This window comes from Stenotrophomonas sp. NLF4-10 (genome assembly GCF_022359915.1).
GTDB classification, from domain to species: domain Bacteria; phylum Pseudomonadota; class Gammaproteobacteria; order Xanthomonadales; family Xanthomonadaceae; genus Stenotrophomonas; species Stenotrophomonas daejeonensis.
Genome location: NZ_JAKSEE010000003.1, coordinates 1,651,679 through 1,665,383, shown reverse-complemented (window position 1 = coordinate 1,665,383; position 13,705 = coordinate 1,651,679). Strand labels below are relative to the sequence as shown.

13 protein-coding genes are annotated in these 13,705 nt (G+C 69.7%); 6 read left to right on the top strand and 7 right to left on the bottom strand.

Annotation, left to right across the window (positions count from 1 at the left end; genetic code table 11):
* Window positions 1-45: 45 nt before the first annotated feature.
* The 3 genes from MIC98_RS07900 to MIC98_RS07890 all read right to left on the bottom strand — a co-directional run bounded on the left by MIC98_RS07900 (window position 46) and on the right by MIC98_RS07890 (window position 2,495).
* Complete coding sequence (locus MIC98_RS07900) at window positions 46-771, bottom strand: YebC/PmpR family DNA-binding transcriptional regulator (protein ID WP_239736749.1); 726 nt, start codon at window positions 769-771, stop codon at window positions 46-48.
* Window positions 772-838: 67 nt separating this feature from the next.
* On the bottom strand, window positions 839-1,456 hold the full coding sequence (locus MIC98_RS07895) for an alpha/beta fold hydrolase (RefSeq protein ID WP_239736748.1): 618 nt from the start codon (window positions 1,454-1,456) through the stop codon (window positions 839-841).
* Window positions 1,457-1,655: 199 nt separating this feature from the next.
* Window positions 1,656-2,495, bottom strand: coding sequence for an AraC family transcriptional regulator (locus tag MIC98_RS07890; protein ID WP_239736747.1), 840 nt, complete (start codon window positions 2,493-2,495; stop codon window positions 1,656-1,658).
* A 112-nt stretch (window positions 2,496-2,607) separates the two neighbouring features.
* On the opposite strand from MIC98_RS07890, the gene MIC98_RS07885 reads away from it, so the two are divergent.
* From MIC98_RS07885 to MIC98_RS07865, 5 genes are all read left to right on the top strand, one after another.
* Window positions 2,608-3,036, top strand: a complete 429-nt coding sequence (locus tag MIC98_RS07885) for an organic hydroperoxide resistance protein (protein ID WP_239736746.1) — start codon at window positions 2,608-2,610, stop codon at window positions 3,034-3,036.
* A 40-nt stretch (window positions 3,037-3,076) separates the two neighbouring features.
* A complete protein-coding gene (locus MIC98_RS07880) occupies window positions 3,077-3,994 on the top strand; it encodes an alpha/beta hydrolase (RefSeq protein WP_239736745.1) in 918 nt (305 codons plus the stop codon).
* A 354-nt stretch (window positions 3,995-4,348) separates the two neighbouring features.
* Window positions 4,349-5,908, top strand: a complete 1,560-nt coding sequence (locus MIC98_RS07875) for an FAD-dependent monooxygenase (RefSeq protein ID WP_239736744.1) — start codon at window positions 4,349-4,351, stop codon at window positions 5,906-5,908.
* A 99-nt stretch (window positions 5,909-6,007) separates the two neighbouring features.
* Window positions 6,008-6,892, top strand: coding sequence for a hypothetical protein (locus MIC98_RS07870; protein WP_239736743.1), 885 nt, complete (start codon window positions 6,008-6,010; stop codon window positions 6,890-6,892).
* Between the two features lie 163 nt (window positions 6,893-7,055).
* Window positions 7,056-7,853 (top strand): alpha/beta hydrolase, encoded by a 798-nt coding sequence (locus MIC98_RS07865; RefSeq protein ID WP_057639381.1) that lies wholly within the window; start codon window positions 7,056-7,058, stop codon window positions 7,851-7,853.
* 76 nt (window positions 7,854-7,929) lie between these two features.
* On the opposite strand, the gene MIC98_RS07860 is transcribed toward MIC98_RS07865, so the two are convergent.
* The 4 genes from MIC98_RS07860 to bla form a co-directional block, all read right to left on the bottom strand.
* A complete protein-coding gene (locus tag MIC98_RS07860; protein ID WP_239736742.1) occupies window positions 7,930-8,460 on the bottom strand; it encodes a GNAT family N-acetyltransferase in 531 nt (176 codons plus the stop codon).
* A gap of 10 nt (window positions 8,461-8,470) precedes the next feature.
* Window positions 8,471-10,228: an aspartate--tRNA ligase gene (gene aspS, locus MIC98_RS07855; RefSeq protein ID WP_239736741.1), complete on the bottom strand. Its 1,758-nt coding sequence runs from the start codon at window positions 10,226-10,228 to the stop codon at window positions 8,471-8,473.
* 208 nt (window positions 10,229-10,436) lie between these two features.
* Window positions 10,437-11,645, bottom strand: a complete 1,209-nt coding sequence (locus tag MIC98_RS07850; protein WP_239736740.1) for a cation:proton antiporter — start codon at window positions 11,643-11,645, stop codon at window positions 10,437-10,439.
* 63 nt (window positions 11,646-11,708) lie between these two features.
* On the bottom strand, window positions 11,709-12,596 hold the full coding sequence (gene bla, locus MIC98_RS07845; protein WP_239736739.1) for a class A beta-lactamase: 888 nt from the start codon (window positions 12,594-12,596) through the stop codon (window positions 11,709-11,711).
* A 174-nt stretch (window positions 12,597-12,770) separates the two neighbouring features.
* On the opposite strand from bla, the gene MIC98_RS07840 reads away from it, so the two are divergent.
* Complete coding sequence (locus MIC98_RS07840; RefSeq protein ID WP_239736738.1) at window positions 12,771-13,640, top strand: LysR family transcriptional regulator; 870 nt, start codon at window positions 12,771-12,773, stop codon at window positions 13,638-13,640.
* Window positions 13,641-13,705 lie beyond the last annotated feature (65 nt).

Sequence of the window (13,705 nt, the reverse complement as noted above, 5' to 3'; positions counted from 1 at the left end):
GGCCATCATCGCCGGCCGCCGTCTCACGCGATGTGACGCGCGCGCTCAGGCCAGGCCGGCCTGGTCGACGTTGGAATACACGTCCTGCACGTCGTCCAGGTCTTCCAGCATGTCCAGCAGCTTCTTCACCTGCAGCGCGGTATCGCCCTCGACGGCGATGTCGTTGTCGGCGCGGAAGGTGATCTCGGCATGGTCGGCGGCCAGCCCGGCCGCCTCCATCGCGTCCTTCACCGACTGGAAGCTTTCCGGCGCGGTGATGACGTCGATCGAAGCGTCATCGGGATAGACGACGATGTCGTCGGCACCGGCCTCGATCGCCGCCTCGGTGATCTTCTCCTCGTCGGCGCCCGGCGCGTAGCTCAGCACGCCCAGCCGCTTGAACATGAAGGCCACCGAGCCCTCAGTGCCCATGTTGCCGCCGCACTTGGAGAAGGCATGGCGCACGTCGGCCACGGTGCGCACGCGGTTGTCGGTGAGGCAGTCGACGATCACCGCCACGCCGCCGGGCGCATAGCCCTCGTAGCGCACTTCCTCGTACTCGACGCCTTCCAGCTCGCCGGTGGCCTTCTTGATGGCACGCTCGATCACGTCCTTGGACATGTTCGCGGCCAGGCCCTTGTCCATCGCCACGCGCAGGCGCGGGTTGTTGTTGGGGTCCCCTCCACCACCGCGCGCGGCCACGCCGATCTCGCGGATGATCTTGGTGAAAATCTTGCCACGCTTCGCGTCGGAGGCGTTCTTGCGGGCTTCGATGGAGGGACCTCTACCCATTGGGATCTACCGTACTTCTGTCAGGAACAGGAGCGCGGATTCTAACCGATCCCCGGCATGGCCCCCGTCAGGCGGCGCGGCGCGCGGCCCCTTCGCGGAAGCGCCCGTGGCGCAGGAACACGGCGGTCAGGTCGGCCACCTCCGGCGACAGCACCAGGCCGCTGTGGCTGGCCTGCACCACACAGTGGTCGGCCAGGCCCGGCAGCCGGGTTTCGGCCAGTGCCACGGTGCCATCGGAATCGCCGTGCAGCGCGCCCATCAGCGCACCCAGGCCATGCGGCACGCTGCCGGCCACCAGCCCCACTTCTGCCCGGCCATCCCATTCGGCCAGGCCGTGCTGCAGCAGGTCGCCGCTGCGCCCCAATGCCGCCATCCAGCCGTGGCCGGCCAGCATCTTCGCGGTGTCGCTGCCGAGCAGCGGGGAGCCGAGGCAGACCACGCGCGGCACGTCCAGTTCCGGCGCCCGGCGCAGGGCTTCCAGCGCCACCAGCCCGCCCAGGCTGTGGCCGACCAGCGACACCTGGCCACCGCGGCGCAGCCGCTGCACGAGTTGCGGCACGGCAACATCCGGGCCGCCGAACACACTGGAATAACCGAACACCTCGACCGCGAAGCCACGCATGCGCAGCCGCCAGGCCAGCGGCCCGATCCAGGCACGCGAATTCCATATGCCATGCAACAGCATGACGCCGGGACGGGGGATTCCTGCGTTTTCCTTCATGCCTCACCGCGTTGCAAAGCAGACAGTGTGCATTGGACATGGCGGCGATGAAACGGCAGGTGAAATGCCGATGGCTTGCCGGCCACGCCCATGACCGCAGGCCTGAAGGCAGCCAGCGTGGCCGGACACCCGTCGTGCCGATGCGATGCGCCCGGGCCGGTATTCAATTCGATGGCACGCCGGCATCCTGCCGCTGTTTCCAGGCCCTGGGCGACAGCCCGCCATGCGCCTTGAACGCACGCGACAGCGCGGCCTCGCTGCCGTAGCCGACCTCGGCGGCGATGACCTTCAGCGGCCGCCCCCGACGCAGTGCCTGTTGCGCCAGCGCCACCCGCCATCCCAGCAGATATTGCCCCGGGGTGCTTCCCACCGTTTCCCGGAAGGTGGCCGCGAACACGCTGCGCGACATGCCCGAGACGGCGGCCAGTTCCTCCAGCGTCCACTCGCGGCACGGGCTTTCCTGCATGGCGACGAGGGCATGCCGCAGGCGCGGGTGCGACAGCCCGGCCAGCAAGCCGCCGGCAATCTCGCCCCGCTCCATCAACTGGCGCAGCAACTGGATCATCACCACCTCGAACAGGCGGTCGATCATCGCCTGGCGGCCGCAGCGCCGCTCGAAGGCCTCCTCGAACAACAGCGCCAGCACCGGCTCGGCCCCTTCAAGCGCCGCCAGCGGCATGCACACGAAGGCCGGCAGCGCGTCGGCCAGCGGGTTGTGCATGCCGCCCTCGAAACGCAGGTTGGCACAGGTCAGGTCGGCCCCATGCACGGGGTCGGAACTGAAGCGGTGGGACAGTGGCCGCGGATACAGCAGCACGCTGGGCTGGTCGATCCGCACCGGCGCGCCCCCATGGGACACCTCCAGCGGCCCGCGCCGCAGCAGGTGCAGTTGGCCATGCACGTCGTCGGCTTCCAGCAGGTTGATCCCGCACAACGCGCCGGCGTTGAAGACCTGGGCGCTTACCGGAAAGCGCTCCAGCAGGACGGCGAGGCGATCGACCACTTCAGTACTCCAAGTCAAATTTTCAGGATTCCACGTCGCAGATCGTATCAGCCGGGCGCGCAAAGTAGGTCCTGCCCGCCGGGCACCCATCCCTCCAGCCAAGGAACCCGCCATGTCCATCGACAAGATCCTCTACGCCGCCACCGCCACTGCCACCGGTGGCCGCGAAGGCCAAGCCCTTTCCTCCGACGGCGCCCTGGCCGTGAAGCTGTCCACCCCGCGCGAGCTCGGTGGCGCCGGCGGCGACGGCACCAATCCCGAGCAATTGTTCGCCGCCGGCTATTCGGCCTGCTTCCTCGGCGCGCTGAAGCTCGTCGCCGGCCGCCGGAAGCTGGCCCTGCCCGCCGACAGCCGGATCACCGGCAAGGTCGGCATCGGCCCCATCGCCAGCGGCTTCGGCATCGAGGTCGAACTGACCATCCGCTTGCCGGGGCTGCCGCGCGACCAGGCACAGGCCCTGGTCGAACAGGCCCACGCGGTCTGCCCGTATTCCAACGCCACCCGCGGCAACATCGACGTGTCGCTCGTGGTCGCCGACTGACCCTTCCCATGCACACCCCCTGACCAGGAGAACCATGACCATGAACACCATCACCAATACCGTCGCCGCCACTGGCGCCCAGGCCACCGAAAGCCCTGACCGGATCGCTGCCCGCGCCACCGTGCAGGGCAGCCACATCACCACTGCCGACGGCGTGCAGCTGTACTACAAGGACTGGGGCCCGAAGGACGGTCCGGTCGTCACCTTCAGCCACGGCTGGCCGCTGAGCTCGGACAGCTGGGAGTCGCAGATGATCTTCCTGGCCGGACAGGGCTACCGCGTGGTCGCCCACGACCGCCGCGGCCACGGCCGTTCCAGCCAGCCCTGGGACGGCAACGACATGGACCACTACGCCGACGACCTGGCCGCGGTGATCCAGGCCCTCGGCCTCGACGACGTCACCCTGGTCGGCTTCTCCACCGGCGGCGGCGAGGTGGCGCGCTACATCGGCCGCCATGGCACCGGCCGGGTGAAGAAGGCGGTGCTGGTCAGCGCCGTGCCGCCGCTGATGCTGCGCACCGCCGACAACCCGGGCGGGCTGCCGATCGACGTGTTCGACGGCATCCGCAAGGCCTCGCTGGAAAACCGTTCGCAGCTGTACCTCGACCTTGCCTCGGGCCCGTTCTACGGCTTCAACCGTCCCGGCGCCGAGGTTTCGCAGGGCCTGATCGACAGCTGGTGGGCGCAGGGCATGCAGGGCGGGCACAAGAACACCTACGACTCGATCGCCGCGTTCTCGGCCACCGACTTCCGCGACGACCTGAAGAAGTTCGACGTGCCCACCCTGGTGATCCACGGCGACGACGATCAGATCGTGCCGATCGACGGTTCCGGCAAGGCCTCGGCCGCGCTGGTCGACGGTGCCGAGCTGCTGGTCTACCCGGGTGCGCCGCACGGCCTGACCGATACCCACAAGGACAGGGTCAACCGCGACCTGCTGGCCTTCCTGCGCAAGTGAGCGGGTAGCGCATCGGCGAATCGGACGGCCGCAGCTGGCTGTGGCCGTTCCCGTGGCGAAGGCAGGCTGCTTGCCGGCACCGCACCTTGCCAGCGGTTCTCGCCTGCGATACAAAAGCCCGGTCGAAAAAGGCGGGCCGGCGTGGTGAGCCCCGGCCAGCTGCCAACCGGCAATTGCCAGGCAGCCCTGTTCCAGCCCCGATGGGGACGCGGACCACGACGGAAGGCGGACGTGTGCCGCTTCCTGTCGCCGCGCGCGCGTAGCCACCCCGTTGGCAATCCCGAACGCTGCTTTCCAGGAAGCCCAGCCACGGCCTTTGCCGTCGCCTGCGGCATTCGATCTGGAGTCCCTGCCATGCACCACACCCCCGTCCTCGTCGTCGGTGGGAGCCTTGTCGGCTTGTCCACCTCGCTGTTCCTGTCCACGCGCGGCGTCGACCACGTGCTGGTCGAGAAGCATCCGGGCAGTTCGCCACACCCGCGCGCAATGGGCTTCACCGAGCGCACCCTGGAGCTGTACCGCGCGGCCGGCATCGGCGAGCGCATACCGCAGGCACCGTCCGGGAGCCGGCTGCGCCGGGTCAAGGCGCAGAGCCTTGCCGGCCACTGGAGCGAGCCGCTGCCGTGGACGCCGGGCAAGCCGGGGGCGCCGGCATCGGCATACTCGCCATGCCGTGGCGCCGCCATCGCCCAGGACAGGCTCGAACCGATACTGCGCCAGGCCGCGATCGAGCGCGGCGCGGACCTGAGGTACGGGCAGCGCCTGCTCGGCTGGCGCGAGGTGGAAGACGGCATCGTCGCCACCATCGGCGACCGCGCCGGCGGCGGCGCCCATGAACTCCACGCGACGTACCTGCTGGCCTGCGACGGTGCCGCCAGCCCGGTCCGCGAACAGGCCGGCATTGCCCGCCACGGGGTCGGGTACCTGCGCACCCTGCGCAGCGTCCTGTTCCATTGCCCCGGTGCCGATGCATGGCTGGAGCGCGGGGTCCAGCAGTTCCAGATCGACAATCCGCGCGTGCAGGGCTTCCTGACCACCTATGGCGACGGCCGCTGGGTGCTGATGTTCGACGACGACCGGCCCCGCGGCGAGGCCGAGTTCGACGACGCGATCCGTGCCGCGCTGGGCATGGACCTCCCGTTCGACCGGATGACCACCGGCCGCTGGGAGATGGCAGGCCGCATCGCCGATGCCTACAGCCGCGGGCGCGTGTTCCTGCTCGGCGACGCCGCGCACCAGCTCCCGCCCACGCGCGGCGGTTTCGGCGCCAACACCGGCATCGACGATGCCGGCAACCTGGCCTGGAAGCTGCAACTGGTGCTGCAGGGTGTCTCCCATCCATCCCTGCTGGACAGCTACGGCAGCGAGCGCCAGCCGATCGCTTGGCTGCGCCACCAGCAGACCTTCGCCCGGCCCGACTATGCGCGCTGGCTGGAGTCCCCGCTGGAAACCACCCTGTTCGGCGATGCGGCGATGGAACTGGGCCAGTTGCAGCGCTCGCACATCGTCCTCGGCGCCGGTGCGGAACTGCCTCCCGCCGCCGCGCCGGAGGTCTGGGCCGGCCAGCCAGGCACCCGTGCGCCGCATGCCTGGATCACCCGGCAGGGCGTCCGCATCTCGACGATCGACCTGTCCACGCGCCACTTCACCCTGCTCAGCCAGGCCCCGGAGTGGATCGCCGCCGGCAGGGAAATGGCCGGGCGCCTGGGGTTGCCGCTGGATACCGTGCATGTCGGCGTGGACGTCCGGTTCGACCACCCGGATGCATTCAACGCTGCCTATGGCGTGACCGCACGCGGCGTCTCGCTGGTCCGGCCGGATGGCGTGGTCGCATGGCGCCGGCCGGATGATGCGCCGGAACGGAATGCCTGCCTGGCCGACGCATTCCGCCGGGCGGCCTGCCTGCACGGTTGACCGGCCAACGCCATGACCGGTTCACGCGTGGCGGTCGCCGCCGAACCGGTGCCCGCATGTCATTGATTCCGCCCCTCCTCCCCGTCTGGATGACTACCGATGATTACCCCCCTGATGTCCCTTCTGATGCTCCTGGGCAGCGCTTCCCCCACCCGGGCCGACGCCGCGCAAGCCGCCGATCCGGTGCAGGCATGCCACGCCTGGATCGAGGGCCGCGCCTGGAACGACCAGGAAGACGATCCACAAACCCTGGTTCTTTCCCCGGCGGCCGCCTGTTTCGATGGCGTCGTCGCGAATGGCTCGCTGGAGGCGCTGCACGCCTGGATCGACGCGGTCCCGGAGACGGCGCAGCCGCTGCTGGTCGTGCGTTCGCGCGGCGGGGATTCGGAAACCGCGCTGGCCCTGGCCGAGAAGCTGCAGGCCCGCGACGCCAGCGTGCACGTGGTCGGGGTCTGCGCTTCGGCATGCGCCAACTACTTCTATGCCGGCGTGCGCGACCGCCATGTCCAGCCCGCGGCGCTGCTGCTCTTCCACGGCGGCTTTTCCGCCGGCAACCGCGCCCGGGCGCTGGCCATGCTGGAGGCATACCTGGATGGACCGCAGGGGGCGACGGTGCCCGATCCGGAGGCCAACCGCCGGGCGATCGGGCAATCGCTGGATGCATCGCAGGCGCGCCAGGATGCGCTCTACCACCGGATCGGCGTCGATCCGCGCATCGTGCACGGGTTCGACGCGCTGGCCGTGGATTCGCTCGACGATGCGCACTGCGGTGGCCCCTCGCCGGCGCCACGCCACTTCCTGTACTTCGACGATGCGCAGATGGCGCGCCTCGGCATCGCCCCCGTGTCCGGGCATGCGGAACAGGACCCGCAGCGGGTCAATGCAGCCATCGCCGCCCTGGATGCCGGCTTCATCGCCTGCCGCGCCCCCGGTGGAACGCCGTTCACCGGAGCCGGCGTGCGGGAGGCCGGCTCCGGTCGCTGAGGCCGGACCTGGCAGCGACGGAGCGCCGCGTGAGCCCATACCGCAATCAGGACGATGGATCATGTTTCCAGGATTTCAAGCGCCATGCAGTCCGGGCCGGCTCCGTATCTTGGACTCCACTGGCCGACCGGCCAGCCCACCACAGACCGGAAGGAGATCCACCATGAAGTCGTTCAAGTCCATCGCCCTGGCCACTGCCATCGCCGCCACCACGGCCTTCGCTGCCGACGCATCGGCTGCCGAAGCCGACGGCCGGAACACCACCGTCATCCTCGTCCACGGCGCATTCGCCGAATCGGCCAGCTGGAACGGCGTGGTGCCGCGCCTGACCGCCCGCGGCTACACCGTGGTCGCCGCGGGCAACCCGCTGCGCAGCGTGGCCGGCGATGCCGAGGTGGTCGACGGCCTGGTCGAGCGGGCGCCCGGCCCGGTGGTGCTGGTCGGCCACTCCTACGGCGGCGCGGTGATTTCCAACGTCCATGCCAACCCGAAGATCAAGGCGCTGGTATACGTGGCCGCCTTTGCCCCCGAGCAGGGTGAAACCGTGCTGGAGCTGACCGGCCGTTTCCCCGGCAGCACCCTGCCCGCCGCGCTGGCCGAGCCGGTACGGCACGCCGATGGTGGCGAAGACCTGTACATCCGCCAGGATGCATTCTGGCAGCAGTTCGCCAGCGATGTCCCCGAGGCCGAGGCTGCGGTAATGGCCGCAACCCAGCGTCCGCTGTCCCAAGCAGCGTTGACCGAGGCCAGCCGCCAGCCGCGCTGGAAGGACACCCCGGCGTGGTTCATCTACGGCGACGCCGACAGGAACATCCCGGCCCGGGCGCTGCAGTACATGGCCGACCGGGCCGGCTCACGCGGCACGGTGGTGATCCCCGGTGCCTCGCACGTGGTGATGACCTCGCAGCCGCAGGCCGTGGCCGCAGTGATCGAGCAGGCCGTGCAGGCAACCGCGCGGTAAGCAAGCCGGCAGGCGCGAACAGGATGCGGCGGGCCGCGAGGTCCGCCGCATCATCGTTGCATGGGAAGCACCTGCCCTAGGCTGCGGTGGCACCCACGGGCCGGCACAGGATGAACTCGCGGTCGCGCACGCGGCCGACCGGGAATTCGTATTCGCCCGTTTTCCCGAAGCCGTGGCGGCCATAGAAGCGTTGTGCGCCGAGGTTCTCCGACCAGACGCCAATCCACAGCGTGCGCGGGCCGGCTTCCAGCAGCCAGCGCTCGGCCTGCGCGAACAGCTTGCCGCCCCAGCCGCCGCCCTGATGTTCGCGCAGCACGTACAAGCGCTTCAGTTCGCCGTCTTCCGGCCGCACGTCGGCATGCGGCAGGCCACAGGGCCCGGCGAAGGCGAAGCCGGCCGCCTCGCCGTCGATTTCCAGCAACCACGCCGCGTAATCGCCCGATTCCAGCTGTTCGCGCTGCACGTCCACCGGGTAGGCAATGGACAGGTAGAACGCCAGGTCGTCCGCCGGGTACAGGTGGCCGAACGTCTCCACGAAGGTGCGCTCGGCCAGCGTGCACAGCACGCCCGCATCATCGGGCGTGGCGCGGCGGATGACGGCAACCATCGCCCGCGGCTCAGCCCTTGGCCGGTTGCGGACGCACCTGCACGTGCACCTCGGCCAGCTGCGCGTCGGCGATCGGCGACGGTGCGTCGGTCATCAGGCACTGCGCGCCGGTGGTCTTGGGGAACGGGATCACGTCGCGGATCGACTCGGTGCCGGCCATCAGCGCGGCGATACGGTCGATGCCGAAGGCGATGCCGCCGTGCGGCGGCGCGCCGTAGTTCAGCGCATCGAGCAGGAAGCCGAACTTGGCGCGGGCTTCCTCGGCGTCGATGCCGAGCAGCTCGAACACCGCGCTCTGCATTTCCGGGCGGTGGATGCGGATGGAGCCGCCGCCGATCTCGTTGCCGTTGAGCACCATGTCGTAGCCACGCGACACCGCCGTCTTCGCGTTGGCGCGCAGGTCGGCGACGTCGTCCACCGCCGGCGCGGTGAACGGATGGTGGAGCGCAACGTAACGCTGCTCCTCCTCGTCCCACTCGAACATCGGGAAGTCGGTGACCCACAGCGGGCGCCAGCCGTCGGCGACCAGGTTGAAGTCCTTGCCGGCCTTCAGGCGCAGCGCGCCCATGAAGTCGGAGACCTTGTTGTAGCCGCCGGCGCCGAAGAACACGATGTCGCCGTTGCCGGCGCCGACGTGCTGGAGCAGCGCGGCGAAGGCGGCCTCGTCGAAGAACTTCTGGATCGGCGAGCTGACCTCACCGTTGTCGGCGATCTTGATGTAGGCCAGTCCCTTGGCGCCGTACTTGGCGGCGTGCGCGGCGTATTCGTCGATCTGCTTGCGGCTGAGCGTCGCACCACCCGGGATGCGCAGCGCGGCGACGCGGCCGTCGGCGTCATTGGCCGGGCCGGTGAACACCGCGAACCCGCTGTCCTTGACCAGTCCGGCCACGTCCACCAGTTCCAGCGCGATGCGCAGGTCCGGCTTGTCCGAACCATAGCGACGCATCGCCTCGGCCCAGGTCATGCGCGGGAACTGCGCGTCCAGTTCGACGTCCACCACTTCCTTGAACACCGCGCGGATCATGTCCTCGACGAAATCCTGCACGTCGCGCTCGCGCACGAAGGCGAACTCCATGTCCAGCTGGGTGAATTCCAGTTGGCGGTCGGCACGCAGCGCCTCGTCGCGGAAGCAGCGCGCGATCTGGTAGTAGCGGTCGAAGCCGGCCACCATCAGGATCTGCTTGAACAGCTGCGGGCTCTGCGGCAGCGCGTAGAACTCGCCCGGGTGCATGCGCGCCGGCACCAGGAAGTCGCGTGCGCCTTCCGGCGTGGCCTTGGTCAGGATCGGGGTCTCGATGTCCTGGAAGCCGCGCGCGTCGAGGTGGCGGCGCAGCGCCTGCACCAGCTTGATGCGGGTGCGCTGCATGCGCTGCATCTCCGGGCGGCGCAGGTCGAGGTAGCGATACTTCAGGCGGGTGTCCTCGCCCGGGTTCTCGTGGGCGTGGAACGGCAGCGGCGCGGCCTTGTTGAGGACGGTGATGCGGGAGGCGATCACCTCCACCTTGCCGGTGCGCATCTTGTCGTTGACCGCATGGCGGGCGCGCACCACGCCTTCGACCTGCAACACGTCCTCGTAGCCCAGCGACGCGGCCACGGCGAACACCTCGGCGTTGTCGACCTCCACCGTCACCTGCACGATGCCTTCATGATCCCGGAGATCGATGAAGCAGACACCGCCCTGGTTGCGGGCAACGTCGGTCCAGCCGGCGAGGGTCACGGTTTGGCCGATCAGGGTCTCGTCGACCAGGCCGCAGAAGTGGGTACGCATGGAAAGCTCCGCAGGGGGAATGCCGGCACCGGAAGGGGCCGGGAAAGCCGGCTATTTTGCGGCCGCACGCGGGACGGGGCAAATCCGCCGGACGGTCATGCCCCGCCCGGGCGGGGCATGGCCCGCGATTCGGCCGCCGAACCTGAACAAAGACACCGCCCATCGGGTGCCTGCCCCGCTCCCGCGCCCATGCGGGCGCATCGGCGGCTCACTCCGGCCGTGCCGCCGGCGCCTCGGCGACGACCGTGGCTTCCGCAACGGCCGGGGCGGCTTCCCCCTCGTTCTGCAGCGGGTCCACGTCCAGCGGCGCGCGGAACACCAGCGACGGCAACAGCGTGTTCAATGCCGCATACAGCAACAACGCCCCGTACAGCACCGCCGGCACCTCGAAGCGCTCGCGCATGATGCCGGCCAGCACCAGGGTGAAGACCAGGGTCGGCGACAACGCCAGCGACACCCGCAGGCTGGAGCGGAAACTCTCGCCGAACATCGCCCGCCGCTGCAGCCACACCAGCGCGATGCGCAGCGGCAGCACGACGAGGGTGAGCAGCACGCCCAGCCCCAATGCCTCGAAGCTCAGGGCCTCGCCCGGCACATGGGTACCGGAGCCGAAGAAATAGAACGGCACGAAGAACGAGGCGAACAGGCGCAATGCATGCAGGTTCTCGTGCGAGGCCAGCAAGGGCATGCGCTGCTGCAGCAGGCGCGCGACCAGCCCGGCGATGAAGGCACCGACCAGGTAGTACACGCCCAGCGCATAGGTGATGTAGGCCGCCAGCAACCCGACCATCACCAGCAGCGAGAACTCCGAACCGGGCGCATGCGGTACCACCCAGCGGCCGAGTGCGATGAACAGCAACGGCAGGCCGACCATCATCGCCACCAGCGCCAGGCTGGACAGCGCCATGTGGCCGGGGTCGCCCGCCTGCAGCACCACGAACAGCGCGGCCAGCGCCAGCAGTTCGCCGGCGATGGCCTTGCTGCTGACCCAGAACCGCTCGGCGTCGCTCAACCCCAGCCGCGACAGCGACTCCATGATGAAGCCGGTGGAAGGGGTCAGCAGCGCCAACGCCAGCAGGCCGGCCGCCTGCCATGACAACCCGGCGTAATGCCAGGCCAGCCAGGCCACGCCCGCCAACGTGGCCACCCGGATCAGCAGGTGCACCAGCAACGGCCACATGCCGCGGCGCAGGTCCTGCAGGTCGACATCCAGGCCGGCGAACAGGAACAGCGAGGAAATGCCCAGCGTGGACAACAGCCCCACCACCGGGTCCTGCGCGCCATCGCCCAGCCACAGCATCACGCCGATGCCGAAGGCGAGGCAGGTCAGCGGCGCCGGCACGCTGAAGCGCTGCAGGGCACGCGGGATCACCAGCAACGCGAAGATCAGCGACAGATAGACCAGTTCCCGGCTCATGCAGCCTTGTTTCCTTTCCGGACAGGCGCACAGGGTACACATCCGCCGGGACGCGGAAACCACTCACCCCATGTGGATGGCGGCCAGTTCGCCGACGCGGCGCAGGATGCCGTTGCGGTCGTCGTCGCCCAGCGTCGAGCCCTGCAGGTAGCAGGCCAGCAGCCACGGCGCGCCACCCCGTTCCGGCCACAGCACGGCGATGTCATTGGTGATGCCGTCGCGTTCGTAGCCACTGCCGGTCTTGTCGCCGACCCGCCAGCCGTGCGGCAAACCCGCGCGCAGGCGCGCATCGCCGGTCTGGTTGTCGATCAGCCAGTCGGCCAGTTGCATGCGCGAGGCCGGTTCCAGCGCATCGCCCAGCACGAAGCGCTGCAGGTTGCCGGCCATCGCCGCCGGGCTGGTGGTGTCGCGCGGGTCGCCCGGCGCGAACAGGTTGAGTTCCGGCTCGTGGCGCGCGCAGAGGGTGAGCGCGTCGCCCTGCGCGCGCAGGAAGGCAGTCAGCCCGGCCGGCCCGCCGACCAGCGGCAGCAGCAGGTTGGCCGCGGCGTTGTCGCTGATGGTCAGCGTGGCCCGGCACAGGTCGCGCACGCTCATGTCCTTGCCGACGTGGCGCGTGCTGGCCGGCGAATGGTGGAGGATGTCGGCGGCGCGCACCGGCACGCGCCGGTCCAGCGACAGCTCACCGCGACCGGCCCGGTGCAGCACCGCGGCGGCGAGCAGGAACTTGAAGGTGCTGCACATCGGGAAACGCTCGTCCATGCGGTGGCCGAAGTGCGCGCCGCTGGCCGGGTGCCACAGGCAGACGCCGAGCCGGCCGCCGCTGCGCTTCTCCAGCGCGGCGAAGTCGTCCGTCGCGGCGGACGCGGATGCCGGCGTGCGCGCCAGCGCCGGCAGGATGGCGGTGGCCAAGGTGCCGGCGCTGAACTTCAGGAACTGGCGGCGGGCCAACATGCGGGTTCTCCTTGGCGGGTTCGGGCTGCGGCGATTGTTGGCGGCGGGCGCATTGCGGACCAGCGCGAATTTTCATCGTCAGTCATTAGATTTTTCGATGTCATTTACCCCTATTCCGGCACATTTTCCGCCAGATGGTGGCCAATATCCATCACCCATATTGATGACTCCGGCATGATCCGCCCCCAGCTCCCGCTCAACGCCCTGCGCGCGTTCGAGGCCGCCGCGCGCCACCTGAACTTCACCCGCGCGGCACTGGAGCTGTGCGTCAGCCAGGCCGCGCTCAGCCACCAGATCCGCATGCTGGAAGAGCGCCTGCAGGTGACGCTGTTCCACCGGCTGCCGCGCGGGGTGGCGCTGACCGACGAAGGCGCGGCGCTGCACCCGGTGCTGACCGAATCCTTCGACCGCATCGGCATCGCGCTGGACCGTTTCACCGGCGGGCGCATGCGCGAGGTGCTGACGGTGGGCGTGGTCGGCACCTTCGCCACCGGCTGGCTGCTGCCGCGGCTGCCGGCCTTCGAGGCCGCGCACCCGGACATCGAGCTGCGCCTGCAGACCCACAACAACCGCATCGACCTGGCCGGCGAAGGGCTGGACCTGGCGATCCGCTTCGGCGACGGCGACTGGCAGGGGCAGGACTGCACGGCCATCCTTGATGCGCCGTTCGCGCCGGTGTGCGCCCCCGTGCTGGCGCGGCGCCTGCACGCGCCACGCGAACTGGCCGGGACGACGCTGCTGCGTTCCTACCGCAACGACGAGTGGCCGCGCTGGCTGCAGGCGGCCGGCGCCGCCGGGGTGGAGGCACGCGGTCCGGTGTTCGATTCCTCGCTGACGCTGGCCAGCGCCGCGGCGTCCGGCGCCGGCGTGGCGCTGCTGCCGCTGCGCATGTTCGAGCAGGAACTGGCCGAAGGGCGGCTGCTGCAGCCATTCGCGCAGACGCTCACGCTGGGCCGCTACTGGCTGACGCGGCTGCGTTCGCGGCCGGAACGCGAGCCGCTCAAACGTTTCCGCCTGTGGTTGCAGGCGCAGGGGGACTTGTAGGAGCGACGCCAGTCGCGATGGGGCATTACCGGGAAAACCCCATCGCGACTGGCGTCGCTCCTACA

What these genes read in the sequence shown, in the direction of transcription:
- MIC98_RS07900 (WP_239736749.1), bottom strand. Translation starts at nt 771, where the DNA reads ATGGGTAGAGGTCCCTCCATCGAAGCCCGCAAGAACGCCTCCGACGCG.
- MIC98_RS07860 (WP_239736742.1), bottom strand. Translation starts at nt 8,460, where the DNA reads ATGGTTGCCGTCATCCGCCGCGCCACGCCCGATGATGCGGGCGTGCTG.
- MIC98_RS07885 (WP_239736746.1), top strand. Translation starts at nt 2,608, where the DNA reads ATGTCCATCGACAAGATCCTCTACGCCGCCACCGCCACTGCCACCGGT.
- bla (WP_239736739.1), bottom strand. Translation starts at nt 12,596, where the DNA reads ATGTTGGCCCGCCGCCAGTTCCTGAAGTTCAGCGCCGGCACCTTGGCC.
- MIC98_RS07840 (WP_239736738.1), top strand. Translation starts at nt 12,771, where the DNA reads ATGATCCGCCCCCAGCTCCCGCTCAACGCCCTGCGCGCGTTCGAGGCC.
- MIC98_RS07865 (WP_057639381.1), top strand. Translation starts at nt 7,056, where the DNA reads ATGAAGTCGTTCAAGTCCATCGCCCTGGCCACTGCCATCGCCGCCACC.
- MIC98_RS07850 (WP_239736740.1), bottom strand. Translation starts at nt 11,645, where the DNA reads ATGAGCCGGGAACTGGTCTATCTGTCGCTGATCTTCGCGTTGCTGGTG.
- MIC98_RS07880 (WP_239736745.1), top strand. Translation starts at nt 3,077, where the DNA reads ATGAACACCATCACCAATACCGTCGCCGCCACTGGCGCCCAGGCCACC.
- MIC98_RS07895 (WP_239736748.1), bottom strand. Translation starts at nt 1,456, where the DNA reads ATGCTGTTGCATGGCATATGGAATTCGCGTGCCTGGATCGGGCCGCTG.
- aspS (WP_239736741.1), bottom strand. Translation starts at nt 10,228, where the DNA reads ATGCGTACCCACTTCTGCGGCCTGGTCGACGAGACCCTGATCGGCCAA.
- MIC98_RS07870 (WP_239736743.1), top strand. Translation starts at nt 6,008, where the DNA reads ATGATTACCCCCCTGATGTCCCTTCTGATGCTCCTGGGCAGCGCTTCC.
- MIC98_RS07875 (WP_239736744.1), top strand. Translation starts at nt 4,349, where the DNA reads ATGCACCACACCCCCGTCCTCGTCGTCGGTGGGAGCCTTGTCGGCTTG.